A 22,938-nucleotide genomic window follows, 5' to 3' on the forward strand; every position below is an offset into this window, starting at 1 on the left:
TGCCTCAGGGCGCGGGCGCGGGCGTGGACGCGGGTGCGGGGAAGCGGTCGGGGCGGAACGGGTGGATGTCGAGGGGCGGTGCGCCGCCGGTGACGCAGGCCGCGACGATGAGGCCGGTCACCGGGGCCAGGCCGATTCCGGCGCCTTCGTGGCCGCAGGCGTGCAGTAGTCCGGGGACGCGCGGGTCGGGGCCGATGGCGGGCAGGTGGTCCGGCAGGTAGGGGCGGAAGCCGAGGTAGGTCCGGATCGCCCGTACGGTGCCGAGGACGGGGAACAGCGCGGTGGCGCCGGCGGCGAGGCGGCGGAGGACCTCGGTGGACAGGGTGCGGTCGAAGCCGACGCGTTCGCGGCTCGCGCCGATGAGGACGGGGCCGGCGGGAGTGCCCTCGACGACCGCCGAGGTCTGGAGCGCGGCGGAGCCGCTGGCGACGTCCGCCACGTAGTCGGCGGCGTACACCTTGTGCCGCACCACGCGGGGCAGCGGTTCGGTGACGAGGACGAAGCCCCTGCGGGGCAGTACGGGGAGGTGCACGCCCGCGTGTTCGGCGAGGGCGCCGCCCCAGGTCCCGGCGGCGTTGACCACGTGCGGGGCGTGGAGGTCACCGGCCGCGGTCCGCACACCGCGGATCTCGCCGGCGGGGCCGGTGAGCAGTCCGGTGACCTCCTCCCCCAGCCGCAGCGCGATCCGGTCGCCACCGGCGCGCAGCAGCTGGGCGGCGGCGTGGGCGGGCATCACCTGGGCGTCCTGCGGGTAGAGGAAGCCTCCCGCCAGTCCGGGAGCGAGGTGGGGCTCCAGGTCGTGGAGCCGGTCCCCGTGGACCTCCTGGGCGGTGACGCCCGCCTTCTCCTGACGGGCCGCGAACTCCCGCAGGGCCCGCATCCCGGACTCGCCCGAGGCGACGACGAGGCCGCCCTTGGCCTCGTACTCGACCCGCGGCGGGAGCAGGTCGGCCAGTTCCCGCCACAACGCGGTGGCGAGGAGGGCGAGTTCGAGTTCCGGTCCTGGTTCCTTGTCGGAGACCAGGAGGTTCCCCTCACCCGCTCCGGTCGTGCCACCGGCGACGGGACCGCGGTCGACGACGGTGACGGAGAGGCCGGCGAGGGCGGCGTAGTAGGCGCAGGCCGCGCCGACGACGCCGGCGCCGACGACGATGACATCCGGGGGTTTTCTCGTGGGCACGGCAGTAATATTTCACATGGCACTAGAGTTGCCAAGCCCCCACGGCGGAGCATCGCAGCCGTCGCGGGTCACCCCCGAGCACCCGCCGGACACGGATGGATAACGGAGCCCCCGACACCTTGTCAGTGCAATTTCACATTACTATGTTACCGGTCACATTCCAGTCGTCGCCGGCTGGCCGACCCGCTGCTCCCGGAGTGACCACCCATGAACAAGCGCACGTACACCTTGGCCACCGCCCTGGTGGCAACCCTGGCCCTCGGCGCGACCGGCTGTGCCGACGGCAAGAAGTCCGACGGCTCCCGGGACCGCAAGAACCCCGCCACCTCCACCAACGGCTCGGTCCTCGGCGGCACCCCGCAGAAGGGCGGCACCCTCACCGTCCTGTCCAACCAGGACTTCACCCACCTCGACCCGGCCCGCAACTGGGTCATGCCCGACATGGACTTCGGCACCCGGCTCCTCTACCGCACCCTCGTCACCTACACGGCGCAGCCCGGCGCCAAGGGCAGCGAGCTGGTCCCCGACCTCGCCGAGGACCTCGGCACCCCCTCCAACGGCGCCAAGACCTGGACCTTCCGCCTCAAGCCCGGCCTGAAGTACGAGGACGGCACCCCGATCACCTCCCGGGACGTCAAGCACAACGTCGAGCGGTCCTTCTCGCCCGACCTGCCCGGCGGCCCCGACTACGCGGCCCGCTACCTCGTCGGCGGCAAGGACTACCGGGGCCCGGCCGAGGGCAAGCACCTCGACTCCGTGAAGACCCCGGACGACCGCACGATCGTCTTCGAACTCCACACCGCCTTCGCGGAGTTCCCCTTCGCCGCCACCCTCCCGACCTTCGCCCCCGTGCCGCCCTCGCGGGACAAGGGCCCCCAGTACGACAGCCGCCCGTTCTCCTCGGGCCCGTACAAGGTCGAGACCTACGCCCGCGACAAGCAGCTCGTCCTGGTCCGCAACACCCACTGGGACGCGAGGACCGACTCCGTCCGCAAGGCGTACCCGGACCGGATCGTCGTCACCATGGGCCTCAAGGGCAACCAGATCGACGACCGGCTGATCGCCTCCTCCGGCGCCGACGCCTCCGCCGTCTCCTGGGCCCAGCTCCGCCCCGAGTCCATCTCCAAGGTGCTCACCCGGGCCGACGTGAAGGCCCGGCTGCTCGCCGAGTCCAGCAGCTGCACCGAGATGGTCCAGATGCACACCGGCCGCGCCCCCTTCGACGACCTGAAGGTCCGCCAGGCCGTGCAGTACGCCCTCGACCGGGAGGCGATCGTCACCGCGGCCGGCGGGCCGGCCGTCGTCGACGCCTCCACCGCCGCCATGCCCGGCGCCCTCTTCACCGGCGGCAAGCAGCCCGACACCCTGAAGATCCCGCTCTCCGGCGACGTCGAGAAGGCCAAACGGCTCCTCGAGGAGGCCGGGAAGGCCGACGGCTTCTCCACCCGCCTCACCGTCTCCATGAACGACAAGCGCATCGGCGAGGCGATCCAGGAGTCCCTGGGCCGGGCCGGCATCGAGGTCACCATCGAGACCGTCGACCCGTCGGCCTTCTACGACACCATCGGCGACACCAAGAGCCGCACGGACCTCGTCTACACCGGCTGGTGCCCCGACTACCCCTCCGGCTCCACCTTCCTCCCCTTCGTCTTCGACGGACGGTTCATCAAGGTGAAGGGCAACTCCGGAAACCACTCCCTCTTCAAGGACGACGCCACCATGAAGCGGATGGACGAGATCGCCGCCCTCTCCGAAGGCGCCGAGGCCAACAAGGCGTGGCAGGAGCTCGACGGGCAGATCCTCGCCAAGGCGCCGGTCGCCCCCGGCGCCTCGAAGCGCCGCACGCTCCTCATCGGCACCAACGTCGCCGGAGCCTTCGGCCACACCTCGTGGAGCGGCCAGCTCGACTACGCGACCGTCGGTCTCAAGGACCCGTCGAAGAGCGCGAACTGAAGGACGCCCCTCCCATGACACTCACCACCACCTCCTCCCCTCCGGTGTCCGGGGGCGGCGGGGCCTGGCGGGCGGTCCGCGCGGAACTGCGCCGCCGCGCCTCCCTGAAGGTCTCCCTCGCCGTCGTCGCGTTCTTCGCCCTGATGACCGTCGCCGCGCCGCTGATCAGCGCGCTCGGCGGCTGGGGCCCCGAGGAGTTCGACAAGGACGCCGTCGACCCCTACCTCGGCGGACTGCCGATCGGGCCGCTCGGCGGGGTCTCCGCCGAGCACTGGCTCGGCGTCGAACCCGTCACCGGACGCGACCTGTTCGCCCGCGTCGTGCACGGCGCCCAGGTGTCGCTGCTGATCGCCTTCGCCGCCACCGCGATCGTCGTGGCGGCGGGCGTCGCCGCCGGCGTCGCGGCCGGCTACTTCGGGGGCCGCACCGACACGGTGCTGTCCCGGCTGATGGACCTCACGATGTCCTTCCCGTCCCTCATCTTCATGATCGCGATGATGTCGGTGGCCAGGGACGTCGACCGGACGCTCCTGATGATCCTGGTCATCGGCCTCTTCGGCTGGCCCGGCATCGCCCGGGTCGTGCGGGGCCAGACCCTCTCGCTCAAGCACCGCGAATACGTCGACGCCGCCCGCGTCGGCGGCTCCGGACCCTGGCGGATCCTCGCCCGCGACATCCTCCCGGGCGTCGCCGGACCCGTCATCGCGTACACCACGCTGATGATCCCCGGCATGATCGCCACCGAGGCCGCCCTCAGCTACCTCGGCGTCGGGGTCCGCCCGCCGACCCCGTCCTGGGGCCAGATGATCGCGGAGAGCGTCGCCTACTACGACACCGACCCGATGTACTTCCTCGTCCCCAGCGTCTGCCTCTTCCTCACCGTGCTCGCGTTCACCCTCGTCGGCGACGCCCTGCGCGACGTCCTCGACCCGCGAGGGGGCCGTTCGTGATCCTCTACCTCGGCCGTCGGCTGCTCGGGGTGATCGGCGTCCTCCTCGCGATCGCCGCCGTCACCTTCGTCATCTTCTACGTGCTGCCCTCCGACCCGGCCGCCGCGGCCTGCGGCAAGGCGTGCAGCGACGAACGCCTGGAGGCGATCCGCGCCCACATGGGCCTCGACGCCCCCCTGTGGCGCCAGTTCGGCGACTTCGTCACCGGCATCTTCACCGGTCGCACCATGGGCAGCGGACAGTACGCCCTGCGCTGCGACTTCCCCTGCCTCGGCTACTCCTACGAGAACAGCGAGGGCGTCTGGGACCTGCTCGTCGACCGGCTTCCGGTCTCCGCCTCGCTCGCCGTCGGCGCCGCCGTGCTGTGGCTGGTCCTCGGCCTCTCCGCCGGTGTCACGGCGGCGCTGCGCAAGGACACCCTCACCGACCGGGCCCTGATGGTCGGCGCGGTCGCCGCCGCCTCCCTGCCGGTGTACTTCACCTCGGTGCTGCTCATCTACGGGTTCATCCGGCTCACCGGACTGCTGCCCTACCCGCAGTACGTGGCCTTCACCACCGACCCGCTGTCCTGGGCCGCCAACCTGCTGCTGCCCTGGCTGGCCCTGGCCGTGCTCTACGCGGCCATGTACGCCCGGCAGAGCCGCGGTTCGATGATCGAGTCCATGGCGGAGCCGTACATCAGGACCGCCCGCGCCAAGGGCCTGCCGCGCCGCACCGTCGTCGTCAAGCACGGGCTGCGGGCCGGCATGACCCCCGTCCTCACCATCTTCGGCATGGACCTCGGCGGGCTCCTCGCGGGGGCCGTCATCACCGAGTCCCTCTTCGGACTCCCCGGCATCGGGCGCCTCTTCTACGGCGCCCTCAGCACCGGCGACCAGCCCGTCATCCTCGGGGTGACGCTGCTCGCCGCCGCCTTCATCGTCGTCGCCAACCTGGCCGTCGACCTGCTGTACGCCGTCGTCGACCCGCGAGTGAGGTACTGATGGCCGCACCCGAACCCCTGCTGCGGGTCCGCGACCTCACGGTCACCTTCCCGACCCCGCGCGGCCCCGTCCGTGCCGTGGACTCCCTCTCCTTCGACGTGCCGCACGGGCGCACCCTCGGCATCGTCGGCGAGTCCGGCTCCGGCAAGTCCGTGACCTCGCTCGCCGTCATGGGACTGCACACCGGCGCCGAGGTCTCCGGTTCCGTGGCGCTCGACGGGCGCGAGCTCGTCGGCCTGCCGGAGCGCGACCTCAACCGGCTGCGCGGCCGGCGGATGGCGATGATCTTCCAGGACCCGCTGTCCAGCCTCCACCCCTACTACACGGTCGGCGAGCAGATCGCCGAGCACCACCGGGTGCACTTCGGCTCCCGGCGGGCCACCGCCCGCGCCCGCGCCGTCGAGGCGCTCGCCGAGGTCGGCATCCCCGAGCCGAAGCGGCGGGCGGGCGAGTACCCGCACCAGTTCTCCGGCGGCATGCGCCAGCGGGTGATGATCGCGATGGCGCTGGTCTGCGAACCGGACCTGCTCATCGCCGACGAGCCGACCACCGCGCTCGACGTCACCGTCCAGGCCCAGATCCTCGACCTGCTGGCCCGGCTCCAGCGGGACCGGCGGCTCTCCGTCGTGATGATCACCCACGACCTGGGCGTGGTGGCCCGGGTCGCCCACGAGGTGCTCGTGATGTACGGCGGCCGGGCCGCGGAACAGGCCCCGGTGGACACGCTGTTCGCCGAGCCCGCGCACCCGTACACGCGCGGCCTGCTCGACTCGCTGCCCCGGCTAGACGACCCCGACGACGTACCGCTGCGGGCGATCCCCGGCAGCCCGCCGTCGCTCCTCGACCCGGCGCCCGGCTGCGCCTTCGCCGCGCGCTGCGCGCGGGCCGCCGCCGGCACCGAGGAGGAGCGGGAGCGCTGCGCGAGCGAGCGCCCCCGGCTCGGCGGGCCCGAGGGCCACGCCGCCGCCTGCCACTTCCCGTCGTTCCCGGCGCGGTCGGCCGCGCCCTCCCCGTACGAAGGGGTCGACTCATGACCACCGCCCACGCGGCACTGCCGCACCCGGCGCCCGCGCCCGACGACGCCGCGCCGCCGCTGCTGCGGGTGCGCGACCTGGCCATGTCCTTTCCCGGGCGCCGTCGTTCGGCACCGGTCCGGGCCGTCGACGGCGTCGGCTTCGACCTGGCCGAGGGCGAGACCCTGGGCCTGGTCGGCGAGTCCGGCTGCGGCAAGTCGACCACCGGCCGCATGATCGTGCGGCTCCTGGAGCCGACCTCGGGGTCCGTCGCCTACGCGGGCCGGGACATCACGCACCTCTCGCAGCGGGCCCTCAAGCCCCTGCGACGCGAGATCCAGATGGTCTTCCAGGATCCGCACTCCTCGCTCAACCCGCGCCAGTCGGTCGCCCGCATCATCGCCGATCCGCTGCTGGTGCAGGGCGGTTCGGCGGCGGACGCCCGCAAGCGGGCGCGGGAGCTGATGGAGCTCGTGGGGCTGATCCCGGAGCACGCCGACCGCTTCCCGCACGAGTTCTCGGGCGGCCAGGCCCAGCGCATCGGCATCGCCCGCGCGCTGGCCACCGGCCCCCGGCTGGTCGTCGCCGACGAGCCCGTCTCGGCCCTGGACGTCTCCGTGCAGGCGCAGATCGTCAACCTGATGGAGCGGCTCCAGCGCGAACTCGGCCTCGCGTACCTCTTCATCGCCCACGACCTCTCGGTCGTGAAGCGGGTCTGCGACCGGGTCGCCGTGATGTACCTCGGCCGGATCGTGGAGATCGGCGCGAAGGAACGGGTGTACGCGGCTCCCGCCCACCCGTACACCCGGGCGCTGCTGTCCGCCGTGCCGCTGCCCGATCCGGCGGCCGAGCGGGCCCGGGAGCGGATCACCCTGCTCGGCGATCCGCCGAGCCCGGCCGCTCCCCCGCCGGGCTGCACCTTCCACCCGCGCTGTCCCAAGGCCCGGGAGATCTGCCGCACGGAGGCGCCGCTGCTGCGGATCGCCGCCCCGGGCGAGGCCCGCCAGGTCGCCTGCCACTTCCCCGAGGCCGCCTGAGAAGGGGAGAGGCCCCGGTCCCGCGCGTGCGGGACCGGGGCCTCTCGGTGCGGTCAGGCGGCGAGCGCCGCCTCGTACAGCGCGACGGCCACCGCCAGGTCCTCCCAGGCCATGCCCACGCTCTTGAAGAGCCGCGGGCGGTCGGCCGAGGGGGTGAGGCGGCCGGTCACCAGATCGGCCAGGTTGCCCGCCACGTGGTCCTCCTCGATCGCCCCTTCGGCCGTCGGGACGAGCAGGTCGCCGGCCTCGCGCAGGGCGGCGGTGCGCGCCTCGACGTACACCTCGGCGCGCGCCACGAGCGCGGTGTCCGTCTCGCGGACGGTCGGTTCGTGCGAGCCGACCGCGACCACGAGGGCGCCGGGCGCCACCAGGGTCCCGTCGAAGAGGGGTTCGCGCGCGGTGGTGCAGCAGACGACGAGGTCGGCCCCGGCCACGTCGGCGGGGGTGCCGGCGCGGGCGGGGACGCCGAGGCTCCGCGCGTATCCGGCGAGGGCGCGCGCGCCGATCGCGTTGCGCCCGACGACGACCGCCTCGGCGAGCTCGCGGGCCGCGAGGACGGCCTCCAGGTGGCCGTACGCCTGGGGGCCGGTGCCGAAGAGCACGAGGCGCAGCGGTCCGCCGTCCGGTGTCAGGCGGCGGACCGCGAGCGCCGAGACGGCCGGGGTGCGCAGCTCGGTGAGGGCCGCGCCGTCGAGGAGGGCGAGCGGCCGCAGGGTCACGCCGTCGAGCAGCAGGTAGGAGCCGGTGATGCGGGGCAGGCCGAGGGCCGGGTTCCCGGGGGCCACGCCCGCGATCTTCACTCCGGCGTACGCGCCGAAGGCGGCGGGCATCAGGAGGAGTTCGCCGGCCGGGACGGGCACGGCGGTGCGGGCCGGTGCGGCTTCGGGGTCGAAGCCTGCGCGCAGCACCTCGGCGAGGACGTCGGCCGTGGCGGCCGGCGTCAGGAGGCGGCTCATGGTCGGGGCGTCGATCCGGAGCGGGTCGGTCACAGCAGGAACCCCGTCCCCAGGTCGTCGTGGGGGTCGAGCTCGAAGGTGTGGGTGCCGGTGCGGTACGCGGTCCCGGTGACCTCGGTGACGCCGCCGGGCAGCAGGCGGCCGGTGAACACGGTGCCGGCGACCGACTCGTGGGTGAGGGTGCGCCCGGGGCCGAGGCGCCCGTCCTCACCGAGGAGGGCGAGCCGGGCGGAGGTGCCGGATCCGCAGGGCGAGCGGTCGATCTGGCCGTCGGCGAAGACGGTGACGTTGCGCTGGCGCGGTCCTTCGGGGGTGTCGGGCAGGTCCTCGTACAGGATGACGCCGTACACGTCGTGGGCGGGCAGGGCGGCGCGGATCTCCCGTCCGGCCCGGACGAGTCCGGGCAGGGAGGCCGGGGTCGTGTCGAGCCCGAGGGCGTGTGCGGGGACGGAGACGTAGCAGGCGCCGGAGTCGGCGATGTCGACCTCGACGGTGCCGTGTCCGGTGGTGTCCACCGGGACCTTGCGGGCGAGGACGCGGGTCGGGACGTTGCGGAAGGTCACGCCGGTGGTGCGGCCGCCCGCGCGGTGCACTGTGGCGGAGACGCGCCCCGAGGGCACGTCGACGCGGACCACGGCGTCGCCGTCGTCGGGGGCGTGGACGCGCCCGGTGTCGACGGCCCAGGCGCCGAGCGCCATCGTGCCGTGGCCGCAGGCGGTGGAGTAGCCGTCCTTGTGCCAGAACAGCACGCCGAAGTGGGCGCCGTCGTCGTCGGGCGGGACGACGAATCCGCCGTACATGCCGGAGTGTCCGCGGGGTTCGCGGACGAGGAGGCGGCGCAGTTCGTCGAGCGGTCCGAGCCGGAGCGCGAGGGTACGGCGCTCGGCGACGGTGTCGCCGGGGACCGGGGGGAGGTCCTCGTCGACGATCCGGAAGGGTTCGCCTGCGGCGTGGTAGTCGGTGGTGCGGACCGGGTGCGGGGTGGTGCTCACGTGAAGCCTCCGGGGTGTGGTGTCGGGGCGAACGGAAGCCGGGCCGGTCACTCCCCCCGTGGAGTGACCGGCCCGGACGGTGGAACGGTCAGCTGCGCAGGGGACCCTCGCAGCTGTAGCTCGACGTGCCCGCGACCCTGCTGGACCAGATGTCGACGGGTCCGAAGGAGCAGTTCATGTCGGCGAGGTTGTTGGCGGCGGCGCCCGCGCGGTCGAGGATGAAGTAGTCGACGGTCTCGGACATGTCCTTGAAGACCTTGTCGGCGTTGCCGGCGTCCGACAGGTTGGCGGTGATGCGTCCGGTACAGACGAAGCGGCGCTTGCCGTACTCGCCCGCCTCGACGCAGTCGGGGTTGTTGTAGGTGGCGTTGGCGAAGGCGGCGCGGACGGCGGAGACGTCGGCGTCGCGCAGGTAGCCGTTGGCCGTGTAGGTGGTGTTCGGCACGAACAGGGTGTCGACCTTGGCGATCTGCGCGTCGAGGAAGCGGTCGTAGGCCTGCTGGAGGCCGGCATCGGCGCTCAGCCGCTCGCGCCACGCGTCGTAGCCGCTGACGTCGTTGTTCCGCAGGTTCGTGTACATCTCGCGGAGCAGCGAGGGGCGTTCGGTCCACAGGAACTCGAAGAAGGTGCCCGCGTAGTTGTAGAAGCGGAAGCCGTCGCCGTCGTAGGTGGCGTGGAGGAGCTGGCGCACGCTCATCCGCGGGCCGCCGCGCGAGGTGTCGTTGATGATGCCGCGGACGAGGGACTTGCGGACGGCGATGCCGTCGTCGCGGGTGGCGCCGTCGAAGAACTCGGCGGTGCCCTCGTCCATGGCGGTGGTGCGGTCGCCCTGGTACCAGGGGCCCTGCCCGAAGAAGCCGGGGACGGCGAAGCGGCCGTTGAGGTAGTGGACGTACTCGTGCCGGAAGAGCTCTTCCAGGGTGAGGCTGGAGTCCTGGGGGACGCGGCGCTGGTACGTGTAGAAGGTGGCGCCGTTCTCGATGTAGATGCCGCCGTTGTTGGTGCCGTACCCGGTGAGGATCGGGTGGTAGTTCTCGTAGTCGGCGCGGGAGGCGTACAGGACGATGTTCAGGGTGGTGTTGGGGTCGCCCGCGAGCGGCTGGTCGGCGCCGATGACGCGGTGGTACTGCGCCTTGACCTGCTTGCTGGCGTAGTAGAGCTGGTCGACGGTGGCCCGGTCGAGCCCGGTGCGGACCTTGATGGCGCCGTTGTCGTAGGTGTACGTGTACGGGAAGAGCTGCTTCTCGATGTCCTCCTTGCACACGCCGTACGGCTTGCAGGCGCCGTAGTAGTTGAGCCACGAGACGACCTTCGCCCACTGCTGGCTGCCGCGGCCGAAGGTGTTCACGGTCTGGTCGAGCACGGGGCCGAGGTCGGCGACGATGCCCGTCCGGAGGGCGGCGACCTCGCCGAAGCGGCCGTACTCGCTGAGGGCGTCGCGGGCGACCCAGTCGTTGGCGGTCCCCTTCAGGTGCCCGTAGCCGGCGAAGGCCCTGAAGAGCGCGCGGTACGCCGGGTCGGCGGCGACGGCGGCGTGGAAGGCGGCGTCCTGGTTGCCGGGGTAGACGCCGAGGTAGTTGACGGAGAGCGCGGCGAGCGCGGCACCGGCCCAGGCGGTGTCGAGGTGGGTGGCGGTGTGCGCCGGGTCCATGGTGGCGAGGACCCGCTTGATCAGGCCGAGCTGGTGCTGGCGGAGGCCGGGCGCGCTGGCGGCGTACAGCGCCTCGCGCAGGGTGTTCGCGTTGCTCTTCGTCACGTCGAAGGTGCGCGGGGCGGCGCCGAAGTCGGCGACCGCCTGCCGTATCGCGTCCACGGTGGGCGCGTCGGTGGTGTCGATCTCGCCGCGGGAGTAGTCGTGGTAGGCGACGGCGTGCAGGTACGTGAACATCCCCTCCAGGTTGGAGGAGTTGTTGCCGTCGTGGGACGCGGCGAGGCTCGATATGCGGCGGGCGACGGCCTGGACGTGGGCGTCGGACATGACGGGGACGAGGCGGGCGTCCCAGGTCCAGATCAGGGTGTTGACGCAGTCGGTGGTGACGGCCGGGTCGGCGAGGAAGGCGGCGAACCGGTCGGCGCCGAGGCCGGTGATGCCGTCGAGGGTGCAGGGCACGCCGGCCGCGGTGGTGTCGGCGGCCGCGGCGAGGCTCGGGGCGGCGGTGCCGGACTCGGCCTCGGTCCCGGCCCGGTCGGCCGTCCCGGTCTTGGCGTGGCCGGCGGCCTCGGCCTGGTCGGCGGTCTTGGTCGAGCCGACGGCCTTGGCCTTTCCGGCGACGCGGCCGGCGGCGAGGCCGCCCGGGGCGGGCGCGGGCCCGAAGGTCTTGGCGGTGGCGGTGGCGCGGTGCTCGACCTCGTCGAAGGGGTTGGTCCCGGCGGCGGCCTGCGGGGCCGCGGGGCCGGCCACCGGGGTCGTCGGGGCGGTCTCGTTCTCGATGTCCGAGGCCGAGACGGCGGACTGGCCGGCGGAGGCCAGGAGGGTCACCGCGATGGCGGAGGCGAGCAGGGACGAGCGCACACGTCTGTGGAGGGACAACAGAACTCCTGCTGTTGAGGGGGGTTGGCGGGGATGGGTACGCGAACTGGCCCGGTTCGCACGGCGTATGACGGACGTTCATCGAGCCGTGTGCGGTGTAACATAGTAATGTGAAATTGCACTGACAAGCCCTCTGGCGGCACCACTTCACCGAGCGGCCGCGCAGTTACCCCCTCATCGGGACCAAACGGTCACCGGAACCGGAGTACGGGGTCCTCGATCGGGGCCCGGCGCAGGGCCCGGCGGTCGTGGTAGTAGTCGTTCCGGATCCGCCACGGGTCCCGGGTGCCCTGCCGGGGCATGACCGCGTCGCCGCGCGCGATGTAGCCGGAGGACAGCGCCTCGCCCATGAGGGACACCGAGGAGCGGTCGGCCTCGGCCGCGACGGGCGTGACGCTGGTGAGACCGCGCCGGTCCAGGTGCGCGACCAGCCGGCTGACGTAACCGGCGGCCAGGTCGGCCTTCAACGTCCAGGACGCGTTGGTGTAGCCGATGACCATCGCCAGGTTGGGCACGCCGTCGACCATCACGCCCTTGTAGAGGAGCCGGTCGCGCAGGACGACGGGACTCCCGTCGACGGCCAGCTCCATGCCCCCGGCCAGCCGCATCCGCAGCCCGGTGGCCGTCACGACGATGTCGGCCGGGATCTCCTCCCCCGACCCGACCCTGACGCCCGTCTCGGTGAACGTCTCGATGTGGTCGGTGACCACGGACGCGCCGCCGCTCCTCAGCGCGGCGAAGAAGTCGCCGCCCGGCACCGCGCACAGCCGCTGGTCCCACGGCTTGTACGCCGGGGTGAAGTGGCACATGTCGGCACCGTCCGCGAGCTGCGCCCGCACCGCGCGCAGCAGCACCCTCCGCATCAGGCGGGGAGCCTTCCGGCACAGGATGTACAGGGCGCGCTGCAAGGCGATGTTGCGGGCGCGCCCGACGCGGTGGACCGACCCGGCCGGAACCCGCAGCCCGCGCAGGACCCGCGAGAAGGCGTCCTCCGCCGGGAGCGTCAGCAGGTACGTGGGCGAGCGCTGGAGCATGGTGACGTGCGCGGCCTCGGCGGCCATCGCGGGGACCAGGGTGACGGCCGTGGCGCCGCTGCCGACGACGACCACCCGCTTGCCCGTGTGGTCGAGGTCCTCGGGCCAGTGCTGCGGGTGCACGAACGTCCCGCCGAAGCGCTCCTCCCCCGGGAACTCCGGGCGGTGACCGGCGTCGTAGTCGTAGTAGCCGGTGGCGCCGACGAGGAAGCGGGCGGTGTACTCCTCGCTCTCGCCGGTGGCCTCGTCCACGGCCTCGACGGTCCAGCGCCCCCGCTCGCTCGACCAGTCCGCCCGGACGGCCCTCCGGCCGAACCGGACGCGGTCGGACACGCCGTACGCGTCGGCGGTCGTCCGGAGGTAGCGGCGGATGTCCGCGCCCCTGGCGAGGACCTTGGTGTCGCGCCAGGGACGGAAGCGGTAGCCGAAGGTGTACATGTCCGAGTCCGAGCGCACCCCGGGATAGCGGAACAGGTCCCAGGTGCCGCCGACCCCGGCGCGCCGCTCCAGGACCGCGAACGTGACGCCCGGGTTCCCGGCGAGCAGGTGACAGCCGGCGCTGATGCCGGACAGTCCCGCGCCGATGATCAGCACGTCGACGTGCCGCTCCGCCATCTCCGCCCTCCTCCTCCACCGCCGGTCGTTCCGGTGCGCATTCTGCCCCAGGCCCGCACCTCGCCGGTCGGGCGGGCGGTCACTCCGGCGGCCGCGGCCGCCGGCCGGCCCGATGCGGCGCCGGCCCCGGAACCGCCGGGGTCAGTCGCGCCAGGTGTCGCAGTACTGGATGTGCAGGGCGCCGGGCACGTTCCGCCGGCTCCGCGGGCGTGACCACGGGCCCGAGGTGAGCTCGACGCAGTAGTGGCGGGCCCCGGGATTGCGGTGCCCGTGGGACGGGGCCTCGTCGACGAGGCCGCGGAGCTCGGCGCCGTACTCGCGGAACGCGGTGGCGCTGCCGACGACGAAGAGCGTGTGGGCGGCGATGTCGAACCCGAGGTGGTCCCGGAACGTCGGGTGGTACCGGCGTCCGTGATCGACGGTCCCCGGATCGGGGAAGTCGGCGTCCGGAGTCGCCCCGGTGCGCGGCCTGCCGGCGCCGAGCCGCGCCCGGACGCCCTTCCACGAGGCGGCGGGGAACCGCAGGCTGTGGTGGGCCAGGACCAGGTCCAGGGCGACCGGCACGCCGTCGCCGCCGACGGCGTCGGGCGCCCGGTTGGCACGGATCGGCAGGTGGATCAGGGATCGTGCCGACCGGGCGGCCAGCGCCCACAGGGCGGTGAGCCGCTCGGCGCCCTCCCGGTCGACGTACATCGACAGCCAGTGGCCGTCGTCGCGCAGCACCAGCCGTTCCGGGACCGGCTCCGGCCGGACGACCCTGATCTCGCCGTCCCCGAAGCGGACCTCGTGCACCCGCACCCGCTGTTCCACACGCCTCCTCGAACCGATGACCCGCCGCACCCTAACCCGGCACGCCCCGGTCGTCGGCGGAATTTCGCGCGGCGTCCCGAGCGCCGCCCGCCCGTCACACCGGACGCTGCCGGCCTTCCCAGTAGGGGTCGCGGAGGCGGCGCTTGTAGAGCTTGCCGTTGGGGTCGCGGGGCATGGCGGCGACGAAGTCGACGGACTTGGGGCACTTGAAGCCGGCGAGGCGGTCCGCGCAGTGGGCCAGGACGGCGGCGGCGAGGGCGGGGCCGGGCTCGTGGCCCTCGGCGACCTCGACGACGGCCTTGACCTCCTCGCCCCAGTCGGCGTGGGGGATGCCGAAGGCGGCGGCGTCCGCGACGGCGGGGTGGGCGAGGAGCGCGGCCTCGATCTCGGCCGGGTAGATGTTGACGCCGCCGGAGATGATCATGTCGATCTTGCGGTCGCGGAGGAAGAGGTAGCCGTCCTCGTCCAGGACGCCCAGGTCGCCGACGGTGAAGAAGTCGCCGATGCGGTTCTTCGCGGTCTTCGCCTCGTCCTTGTGGTACTGGAAGCCGCCGGTGTTCATCTTCAGGTAGACGGTGCCGAGTTCGCCGGGCGGCAGCCGCTTCCCGTCGTCGTCGAGGACGGCGAGTTCGCTGATGGGCCACGCCCTGCCGACCGTGCCGGGCTTCTTCAGCCACTCCTCGGCGGTGGCGAACGCGCCGCCGCCCTCGCTGGCCGCGTAGTACTCCTCGACGCACCGGCCCCACCAGTCGATCATCGCCCGCTTGACGTGCTCGGGGCAGGGCGCGGCGCCGTGGATGGCGTGCCGCATCGAGGACACGTCGTACCGCCCCCGGACGTCCTCGGGGAGGGCGAGCAGGCGGTGGAACTGCGTGGGGACCATGTGCGTGTGGGTGCACGCGTACCGGTCGATCAGGCGGAGCATCTCCTCCGGCGTCCAGCGGTCCATGAGGACGAGCGGGTGGCCGATGTGGAGGGCGGCCGCGGCGAACTGGAGCACGGCGGTGTGGTAGAGCGGCGAGCAGACGAGATGGACGTTGCCGTCGGCCGGCCGTATGCCGAAGATGCCGAGGAATCCGCCGAGGTGGGTCTCCTCGGGGAGCTTCCCGGGGAGGGGGCGGCGGATGCCGCGGGGGCGCCCGGTGGTGCCGGAGGTGTAGTTCATGACCCAGCCGAGGGTGCGGTCGGCGGGGGCCGAGTCGTCCCGGCCGTCGAGGAGTTCGGCGTACGGGCGGAAGCCGGGGACCGCGCCCACCGCGTACCGGTGCGTGGGGGCGAGGCCGGCCTCGTCGGCGGCCTGGGTGACCGCCTCGGCGAACCGCTCGTGGGCGAGGAGCACCTTGGCGCCGGAGTCGGCGACGATCCAGGCGATCTCGGGGCCGACGAAGTGGTGGTTGACCGGGACGAGGTAGAAGCCGGCCTGGGTGGCGGCCAGATGGGCCGTGAAGAACTCGGGGCCGTTCGGCAGGGCGACGGCGAAGGCGTCGCCGCGCTCCAGGCCGGCGGCGCGCAGCCCGTGGACGAGGCGATTGGCCTCGGCGTGCAGCCGCCCGGCGCTCCACTCCTCGCCGTCGGGCGCGACGAGGACCGTACGGCCGGGGTCGGCGGCGGCCTGGGACCAGAATCCGGTGGGACCGTTGCTCACTGGGTGCTCCGTCCGGCGATGCGGTTGATGCGGTCGACGGCCTTCTCGAAGCCGCGGGTGAGGTCGTCGACGACCTGCTGGACGCTGCGCTCGGAGTTCATCCGGCCGACGATCTGCCCGACGGGCGTGCCGAGGAGCGGTTCGACCTCGTACCGCTGGATGCGGGAGACGGCCTCGGCGACCAGGAGTCCCTGGAGCGGCATGGGGAGCGTGCCGGGGCCCGCGGGGTCGTCCCAGGCGTCGGTCCATTCGGTACGGAGCTGGCGGGCGGGCTTGCCGGTCAGGGCGCGGGAGCGGACCGTGTCGCCGGAACCGGCGGCGAGGAGCTTGTCGGTGAGGGCGCGGGAGTGCAGTTCGGCCTCGGTGGTGGTGAGCCAGATCGAGCCGAGCCAGACGCCCTGCGCGCCGAGGGCGAGTCCGGCGGCGATCTGCTCGCCGCTGCCGATGCCGCCGGCGGCGAGCACCGGCAGGGGGGAGACGGCGTCGACGACCTCGGGAGTGAGGACCATGGACGCGATCTCGCCGGTGTGTCCGCCCGCCTCGTACCCCTGGGCGACGACGACGTCGATGCCGGCCTCGGCGTGGTGGCGGGCGTGGCGGGCGCTGCCGGCCAGCGCGGCGACGAGCACGCCGTGGTCGTGGGCGCGGGCGACGACGTCGGGCGGCGGTGAGCCGAGGGCGTTGGCGAGCAGTTTGATGGGGTAGTCGAAGGCCACGTCCAGCTGGTTGCGGGCGACCTGCTCCATCCAGCCGGTGATCCGCCAGCCGGAGGCCTCGCCCTCGGCGAGTTCGGGGACGCCGTGCTTGGCGAGGGTGGCGCGCACGAACGCCCGGTGCTCCTCCGGGATCATGGCCTCGACCTCGGCCTCCGTGACGCCTTCGACCTTCTTCGCCGGCATCACGACGTCGAGGCCGTACGGCAGGCCGTCGGTGTGCGCCTGCATCCAGTCGAGGTCGCGTGCGAGGTCGTCGGGTGCGGTGTAGCGCACCGCGCCCAGGACGCCGAACCCGCCGGCTCTGGTGAGTGCGGCGGCCACCGCGGGGAAGGGCGTGAAGCCGAAGATGGCGTGCTCGATCCCCAGGGTGCGACTCAGCTCCGTCTCCATGGGCGGCAGGATGCCGCAGCCGTCCGGCGGAGGGAAGACCTTTTCTGATGCGTCGTCAGATTCTTTGCGGGCGGCACGCCGGAGTTTCGCCGCGGCCCTCCGTGGGAGAGGGTGGACATGACGAACGACGGGGCGAAGGGCAGGGGGCCGAGTCGGCGCGCGTTCGGCGGCGGCCTGCTGGTCCTCGGAGGTGCGGTGATGATCGGTGCGGTGCCGGGCGCGGCAGCGTCCCCGGGGCGGGGGACGGGCGCCCCGGCCGACGGCGGCGGTGACGGCACGGGAGGCGGGACCGGCCGCTTCACGGCGGCACGGCGGACCACGCTGCGGCGCGGTTCGGCCGAACGGGCGGGACTGCTCGCCCCGCACCTGGACCGGCTGGTGACGGAGGCCGAGACCTTCCTCGGCCCCTCCCCCGTCCATCCCTGGTACGCGGGCGCGGTGCTGCTCGCCGGGCGCGGCGGGACCGTCGCCCTGCACCGGGCGATCGGTTCGGCCGTGCGGTACGCGGCGTACGACGAGCAGACGGACACCGGCGTCGAACTGCCACCCGATCAGCAGGTCCCCATGACCGAGGACACCGTCTTCGACCTGGCGTCGGTCTCCAAGCTGTTCACCTCGATCCTCGCGGTGCAGCAGATCGAGCGGGGCGCACTGGAGCTGGAGGCGAAGGTCACCGCGTACCTGCCGGAGTTCGGGGGCGGCGGGAAGCAGGACGTCACGGTCCGTCAGCTGCTGACGCACACCTCGGGGTTCCGGTCGTGGATCCCGCTCCACCGGGAGCCGACGCGGGAAGGGAAGCTGCGGCTGCTGTGGGGCGAGAAGCCGGCGAACCCGCCGGGCTCCACGTATCTCTACTCCGATCTGAACCTGATCTCGCTCCAGCTGATCCTGGAGCGGATCACCGCTCGCGGTCTGGACACCCTGCTCCACGACGAGATCACCGCTCCACTCGGGATGCACCGCACTCGCTTCAATCCGCCGCTCTCGTGGCGGCCCGGCATCGCCGCCACCGAGGACGCCCGCCCACCCTGGTCCGGGCTCGACCGGGGCATGGTCCACGGCGAGGTCCACGACGAGAACGCCCACAGCCTCGGCGGGGTCGCGGGCCACGCCGGGATCTTCTCCCGCGCCTGGGACCTCGCCGTCCTCGCCCGCACCCTCCTCAACGGCGGGGCCTACGGCACGGCACGCATCCTCTCCCCCGCCTCCGTCGAGCTGATGTTCACCGACTTCAACACCGCCTTCCCCGGCGACGCGCACGGCCTCGGCTTCGAACTCCACCAGCACTGGTACATGGGGGCGATGGCCACCCCGCACACGGCCGGACACACCGGCTTCACCGGCACCAGCCTCGTCCTCGACCCGACGACCGACGCCTTCCTGATCGTGCTCGGCAACTCCGTCCACCCGGTGCGCTCGTGGCGCTCCGGCTCCGCACCCCGCGTCGCGACGGCGGACGCCCTGGCGCGCGCGGTCCCGGTGCGCCCCGCGCGGGGCCGTACCTCCGCCGAGCCCTCGGATCCGCCCGGCCAGGGACGACCCCCGTGGTTCGCCGGCATGACGAGCGCCACGACCGCAACCCTGACGCTCCCTCACATCGCCGGAGCCACGCGCCTGGAGTGCGCGCTGTGGTGGGACACCGAGCCCGGCACCGACCCCGTCGTCCTGGAGGCCTCTGCCGACGGCGGCACCACCTGGCAGCCCGTGCCCTTCACCACCGACGGCCGCCTCCCGCACCCGACGGGCTCGGTCGACGGCTGGTCCGGACGCCGCTGGCACACCGTGTCCGCGCCCCTGCCCGAAGCGCCCGGGCCGCTGCGCTGGCGGTACACCACGGACCGGCGGTACGTCGGGCGCGGCGTGTACGTGGACGGGCTGCGGCTCATCGACCCGCTGGGGCGACCGCTGTTCGACGAGACGCGGCCCGCCGACGGGGCGCGGATCGAGGCCAGGGGGTGGGAACGCTCGGCGGACTGAGCCGGGCACGCCGTCCACAGCATGGACGGCGGCCTGACCTGGCCGGCGAGCGTGCCGCAGCCCCAACTCGACGACCCCGCCTGGTTCTGGGTCTCGACCGGTCCCGGGCACGGCATCCAGCTCAGCCGCGCCGGCCACCACGGCCGACTGGTGGTGCCCGGCGACCACCGCGGCGGGGGCAAGGCCGGCGGCCAGCTCTACTACAGCGACGACGGCGGTCTCACCTGGCGGATGGGCGCCGTCTCCGAGACGCCCGACACCGGTTCCTACCCGGCCGAGCTGACGGTCGCCGAGACCGTCGACGGCGGCCTCCACGTCAACGCCCGCAATTCCGAGATCACCCGCTGCACCACCGACGAGCACCGGCCGGCGGCCACCAGCACCGACGGCGGCGCCCAGCTCGGGACGCGCCTGTCCGGCAAGGCGAGGGAGTTCGACGGCCAGGACGATCACCTGCGCCTCGCCTGCTCGCCGACCCTGCGGGTCGACAGCCCCGACAAGGCAGGGGACTTCACGGTCACGGCCTGGTTCCTGCCCAAGGCCGCCACCGGCACCCTGCCGATCGTCTGGGCGTACGGGATGCCGGGCTCCGAGCCCCCGAAGAAGGGCCGCCACTTCTCGGTCCGCGCCGAACCCGAGGCGGGCGTGCTCCGCGCCACCGTCGGCACCGACATCGGCTCCACCGAGGTGACGCTGCCCGCCGTGTACGACGACGACGCCTGGCACCACGTCGTGTTCACGCGCAAGGGACCCACCCTCAGCCTGGCGATGGACGGCGGCACCCCGGCCACGGCGGTCATGCCCGCCGGCGCGAAGGCCACCGACACGGTCGTCACGCCGAACGGCCAGTTCAACGTCCACATCGGGGCGCGGCCCGACTTCCCGAACCAGCCGGTCGGGGTCGGGCAGCTCTTCCACGGCACCCTCGACGACGTGCGGCTCTACGGCCGCGCCCTGGACCCGCTGGAGGCGGGACGGGTCAAGGACGGCTCCCTGGATGCGGCCGAGGCGGACGAGCGGCTCCGCCTCGGCTTCTCCGCCATCCGGTAGCCGTTCCGTCCGGGAGCCGCGCCATCAGGGACGGCACGGCCGGCAGCGCACCCGTCAGAAGCTGAGGGCCGCCACCGCGGCCGTGCGGGCGCGCAGCTCGCAGGCGTTGCCGTAGGTCTCCGACCAGGAGACCCGCCGGCCCTGCCAGACGCCGTCGCCGGTGACCGTGACCGGGGCCCACTCGCGCGTACAGGGGCGGCCGCCCGCTAAGACCGTCAGGGCGCCCAGGTCGCCTCCGGTCGCGGCCAGTTCGGCGCACGCGGACTCGGGGCTGGGGTGGGTTCCGCCGGGGACGGGGGCGCAGCTCAGGGTGACGGCGCGGACGATCGTGGCCGTCTCGGGGCTGTCCCCCTCGCCGACGGCGAGGACGAGTGCCGACGGCGCGTAGAGGGATGCGGGTGAGGCCACGGCCGCACCGGTGCAGGCGGTGCCGATGAGGGCGAGGCCGGTGGCGGTGGCGAGCACGGTGGCGCCGAGGGTACGGAAGTAACGCACGGGGGTGTCCCTTCGCGAGGGGATGAACGGGGGTGCGAGCCGATCGGCTGCGGAGTGGAGTCTTGTCGACGCGCAGCGTGATCGCACATCCGTCGCCCTTTTCCGGCCGCGCACACGCATCCGTACCTACCGACTGGTCGTTCGGGGAGCTGAGGAGGGGTACGGACCGAGACCCGACGGCGGGCCGACCCGCCCGGCAGCCGGGCCGTACAAGCTTGCACGACCGCTTCACCTGCGGGAATCCGAAAGACGTTCGAGGTTGGAGCACTTGCCCAGGTGCTTGATCGTCCGGAAGTCTGCCGTGGGCGACGGCGGGGACGCCTGCCCCGGGGACGACGGCGCCGGGGACGACGGCACCGGGGCGGCCGGCCCCGTCGGGCGCCGGCCCCTTCGGGCGCCAGGCCTGTCCGGCGCCGGGCCTGTCCGGCGCTGATCCGGGGACGCTCGCTAGGAGCCGGCCGCGTCGCCGAGGGCCGCGAGGACCGGGCTGATCAAGGGGTGTTCCTCCGCGCCGCGCCGGACGGCGGCGAAGACGCGGCGGGTCGGTGCGACGCCGTCGACCGGGCGGACCTCCACACCGGTGAGCTCCATGCCGCGCAGGGCGGAGCGCGGCACCAGCGCCACGCCGACGGCGGCCGCCGCCAGGGCCACGACCGCGCGGAAGTCGTCGGACGCGTGCTCCAGGCGCGGGGCGAACCCGGCGTACTCGCAGGCCAGGACCGTCACGTCGCGGCAGGGGTTGCCGACCGACTGGCCGATCCAGGTGTCCTTGGCGAGGTCGGCGAGCGCGACCCGCTCGTGGGCGGCCAGCGGGTGCCCGGGCGGCAGGACCGCGTCGAAGGGCTCCGCGTAGAGGGGGACGCGGGTGAGGCGGGCGTCGTCCTCGCCCGGAGCGCCCCGGTACTCGACCGCGACGGCCACGTCGACCTGGCGGTCGAGGACCATCATGAGGCTCTCGTCGCCCTCGGCGTCCTGGACCCGGACCCGGATGCCGGGCGCGGAGTCCGCGAGCGCCCTGATGGCGGGGGCCACCACGAGGCCGATGCCGGTGGCGAAGGCGGCGACGGTGACCGTACCCGCCTCGCCCGAGCCGTAGGCGGCGAGTTCCGACTCGGCCCGCTCCAGCTGGGCCAGGACGGCGTTGGCGTGGTTCAGCAGGATCTCGCCGGCCGGGGTGAGGCGGGCGCCGCGGGCGCTGCGGTCCACCAGGCGGTGGCCGGTCTCCTGCTCCAGGGCGGCGAGCTGCTGGGAGACGGCCGAGGGGGTGAGGTACAGCGCGGCGGCCGCCGCCGTGACCGTGCGGTGGTCGGCCACCGCTCGGAGGATGTGCAACCGCCGCGCTTCGATCATGTTCCTAGTCTCGCAGGACGGGAGCCCTGCTCAGGCCGTCGGGGCTCCCGTCCTCCGCCGTCAGGCGTCGAGGGCGGCGCGCGCGTCGACGAAGGCGTCGACGGCCCGGTTCACGTCCTCGGCGGAGTGCGCGGCCGAGAGCTGGACGCGGATGCGGGCCTGGCCCTGCGGCACGACGGGGTACGAGAAGCCGATCACGTACACCCCGCGCTCCAGGAGCAGCTCGGCCATGCGGCCGGCGACGGCGGCGTCGCCGATCATGACGGGAGCGATGGCGTGGTCGCCGGGGAGGATGTCGAAGCCCTCCTCGGTCATGCGGGAGCGGAACAGCGCCGTGTTGGCGTTGAGGCGCTCGCGCAGGTCGCCGGCGGACTCCAGGAGGTCGAGGACCTTGAGGGAGGCGGCGGCGATGACCGGGGCCAGGGTGTTCGAGAAGAGGTACGGGCGCGAGCGCTGGCGCAGCAGGGCGACGATCTCGGCGCGGGCGGCGACGTAGCCGCCGGAGGCGCCGCCGAGGGCCTTGCCGAGGGTGCCGGTGATGATGTCCACGCGGTCCATGACGCCGTGCAGCTCGGGGGTGCCGCGGCCGCCGGGGCCGACGAAGCCGACGGCGTGCGAGTCGTCGACCATGACCATGGCGTCGTAGCGCTCGGCCAGGTCGCAGATCTCGGCGAGGGGGGCGACGTAGCCGTCCATCGAGAAGACGCCGTCGGTGACGATGAGCTTGCGCCGGGCGCCGCCCTCGGTGGCCTCCTTCAGCTGCTGCTCCAGGTCGGCCATGTCGCGGTTGGCGTAGCGGAAGCGGCGGGCCTTGGAGAGCCGGATGCCGTCGATGATCGAGGCGTGGTTGAGGGCGTCGGAGATGACCGCGTCCTCGGCGCCGAGGATGGTCTCGAAGACGCCGCCGTTGGCGTCGAAGCAGGAGGAGTAGAGGATCGTGTCCTCCTGGCCGAGGAAGGAGGAGAGGCGCGCCTCCAGCTCCTTGTGCACCTCCTGCGTGCCGCAGATGAAGCGGACGGACGCCATGCCGTAGCCCCAGCGGTCGAGCGCCTCGTGGGCGGCCGCGACGACGTCGGGGTGGTCGGCGAGACCGAGGTAGTTGTTGGCGCAGAAGTTGAGCACCTCGCCGGGGCGGCCGCCCGCGGTGACGGCGACGGTGGCCGACTGCGGGGTGCCGATGACCCGCTCGGGCTTGTGGAGCCCGGCCTGCCGGATCTCTTCGAGGGTGGTGCGGATGTCGTCGCGCACGGAATCGAACATGG

At 73.4% G+C, this 22,938-nt stretch carries 18 protein-coding genes; 7 read left to right on the top strand and 11 right to left on the bottom strand.

Features of this window, described 5'->3' with window-relative positions; translation table 11 throughout:
• Positions 1 to 4 precede the first annotated feature (4 nt).
• Positions 5 to 1,180 carry an NAD(P)/FAD-dependent oxidoreductase gene (locus tag ACIQFX_RS20700; protein ID WP_402465219.1) on the bottom strand — a complete coding sequence of 392 codons (1,176 nt, stop codon included), beginning with the start codon at positions 1,178 to 1,180 and terminating at the stop codon, positions 5 to 7.
• 207 nt (positions 1,181 to 1,387) lie between these two features.
• On the opposite strand from ACIQFX_RS20700, the gene ACIQFX_RS20705 reads away from it, so the two are divergent.
• Genes ACIQFX_RS20705 through ACIQFX_RS20725 form a run of 5 tightly spaced genes read left to right on the top strand, consistent with a single transcriptional unit; the run spans position 1,388 to position 7,116 of the window.
• On the top strand, positions 1,388 to 3,133 hold the full coding sequence (locus tag ACIQFX_RS20705) for an ABC transporter substrate-binding protein (RefSeq protein ID WP_402465222.1): 1,746 nt from the start codon (positions 1,388 to 1,390) through the stop codon (positions 3,131 to 3,133).
• A 14-nt stretch (positions 3,134 to 3,147) separates the two neighbouring features.
• Positions 3,148 to 4,083, top strand: a complete 936-nt coding sequence (locus ACIQFX_RS20710) for an ABC transporter permease (RefSeq protein ID WP_402465224.1) — start codon at positions 3,148 to 3,150, stop codon at positions 4,081 to 4,083.
• Positions 4,080 to 5,066, top strand: coding sequence for an ABC transporter permease (locus ACIQFX_RS20715; RefSeq protein ID WP_402465227.1), 987 nt, complete (start codon positions 4,080 to 4,082; stop codon positions 5,064 to 5,066). The genes ACIQFX_RS20710 and ACIQFX_RS20715 overlap by 4 nt, the downstream gene beginning before the upstream one ends.
• Positions 5,066 to 6,100, top strand: a complete 1,035-nt coding sequence (locus tag ACIQFX_RS20720) for an ABC transporter ATP-binding protein (RefSeq protein ID WP_402465230.1) — start codon at positions 5,066 to 5,068, stop codon at positions 6,098 to 6,100. Before ACIQFX_RS20715 ends, ACIQFX_RS20720 begins: the two co-directional genes overlap by 1 nt.
• Positions 6,097 to 7,116 carry an ABC transporter ATP-binding protein gene (locus ACIQFX_RS20725; RefSeq protein WP_402465233.1) on the top strand — a complete coding sequence of 340 codons (1,020 nt, stop codon included), beginning with the start codon at positions 6,097 to 6,099 and terminating at the stop codon, positions 7,114 to 7,116. The genes ACIQFX_RS20720 and ACIQFX_RS20725 overlap by 4 nt, the downstream gene beginning before the upstream one ends.
• A 53-nt stretch (positions 7,117 to 7,169) precedes the next feature.
• Here ACIQFX_RS20725 and ACIQFX_RS20730 read toward each other — a convergent pair whose 3' ends face one another.
• The 7 genes from ACIQFX_RS20730 to ACIQFX_RS20760 all read right to left on the bottom strand — a co-directional run bounded on the left by ACIQFX_RS20730 (position 7,170) and on the right by ACIQFX_RS20760 (position 16,804).
• Positions 7,170 to 8,072, bottom strand: a complete 903-nt coding sequence (locus tag ACIQFX_RS20730; RefSeq protein ID WP_402465631.1) for an ornithine cyclodeaminase family protein — start codon at positions 8,070 to 8,072, stop codon at positions 7,170 to 7,172.
• A gap of 29 nt (positions 8,073 to 8,101) precedes the next feature.
• Positions 8,102 to 9,064 carry a proline racemase family protein gene (locus tag ACIQFX_RS20735; protein WP_402465235.1) on the bottom strand — a complete coding sequence of 321 codons (963 nt, stop codon included), beginning with the start codon at positions 9,062 to 9,064 and terminating at the stop codon, positions 8,102 to 8,104.
• An 88-nt stretch (positions 9,065 to 9,152) separates the two neighbouring features.
• Positions 9,153 to 11,594 carry a collagenase gene (locus ACIQFX_RS20740; protein ID WP_402465237.1) on the bottom strand — a complete coding sequence of 814 codons (2,442 nt, stop codon included), beginning with the start codon at positions 11,592 to 11,594 and terminating at the stop codon, positions 9,153 to 9,155.
• Positions 11,595 to 11,785: 191 nt separating this feature from the next.
• Complete coding sequence (locus tag ACIQFX_RS20745) at positions 11,786 to 13,243, bottom strand: flavin-containing monooxygenase (RefSeq protein ID WP_402465239.1); 1,458 nt, start codon at positions 13,241 to 13,243, stop codon at positions 11,786 to 11,788.
• A gap of 141 nt (positions 13,244 to 13,384) precedes the next feature.
• The gene (locus ACIQFX_RS20750) at positions 13,385 to 14,053 is read right to left on the bottom strand and encodes a hypothetical protein (RefSeq protein WP_402465241.1); all 669 of its coding nucleotides are present in this window, start codon (positions 14,051 to 14,053) and stop codon (positions 13,385 to 13,387) included.
• Between the two features lie 94 nt (positions 14,054 to 14,147).
• Positions 14,148 to 15,698, bottom strand: a complete 1,551-nt coding sequence (locus tag ACIQFX_RS20755; RefSeq protein WP_402465244.1) for an acyl-CoA synthetase — start codon at positions 15,696 to 15,698, stop codon at positions 14,148 to 14,150.
• Positions 15,695 to 16,804 (bottom strand): NAD(P)H-dependent flavin oxidoreductase, encoded by a 1,110-nt coding sequence (locus tag ACIQFX_RS20760; protein ID WP_376488197.1) that lies wholly within the window; start codon positions 16,802 to 16,804, stop codon positions 15,695 to 15,697. Before ACIQFX_RS20760 ends, ACIQFX_RS20755 begins: the two co-directional genes overlap by 4 nt.
• Positions 16,805 to 16,921: 117 nt before the next feature.
• On the opposite strand from ACIQFX_RS20760, the gene ACIQFX_RS20765 reads away from it, so the two are divergent.
• Positions 16,922 to 18,781, top strand: a complete 1,860-nt coding sequence (locus ACIQFX_RS20765) for a serine hydrolase (protein WP_402465248.1) — start codon at positions 16,922 to 16,924, stop codon at positions 18,779 to 18,781.
• 21 nt (positions 18,782 to 18,802) lie between these two features.
• Entirely contained in the window at positions 18,803 to 19,831 is a 1,029-nt protein-coding gene (locus tag ACIQFX_RS20770; protein ID WP_402465251.1) for a LamG-like jellyroll fold domain-containing protein, read from the top strand.
• Positions 19,832 to 19,885: 54 nt separating this feature from the next.
• On the opposite strand, the gene ACIQFX_RS20775 is transcribed toward ACIQFX_RS20770, so the two are convergent.
• From ACIQFX_RS20775 to ACIQFX_RS20785, 3 genes are all read right to left on the bottom strand, one after another.
• The gene (locus ACIQFX_RS20775; RefSeq protein ID WP_386256681.1) at positions 19,886 to 20,326 is read right to left on the bottom strand and encodes a subtilase-type protease inhibitor; all 441 of its coding nucleotides are present in this window, start codon (positions 20,324 to 20,326) and stop codon (positions 19,886 to 19,888) included.
• A 447-nt stretch (positions 20,327 to 20,773) separates the two neighbouring features.
• Entirely contained in the window at positions 20,774 to 21,676 is a 903-nt protein-coding gene (locus ACIQFX_RS20780; protein ID WP_402465255.1) for a LysR family transcriptional regulator, read from the bottom strand.
• A 60-nt stretch (positions 21,677 to 21,736) separates the two neighbouring features.
• Positions 21,737 to 22,936: a glycine C-acetyltransferase gene (locus ACIQFX_RS20785; RefSeq protein ID WP_402465257.1), complete on the bottom strand. Its 1,200-nt coding sequence runs from the start codon at positions 22,934 to 22,936 to the stop codon at positions 21,737 to 21,739.
• Between the last annotated feature and the right edge of the window lie 2 nt (positions 22,937 to 22,938).

It is taken from the genome of Streptomyces sp. NPDC093089 (assembly GCF_044754405.1).
GTDB lineage: Bacteria > Actinomycetota > Actinomycetes > Streptomycetales > Streptomycetaceae > Streptomyces.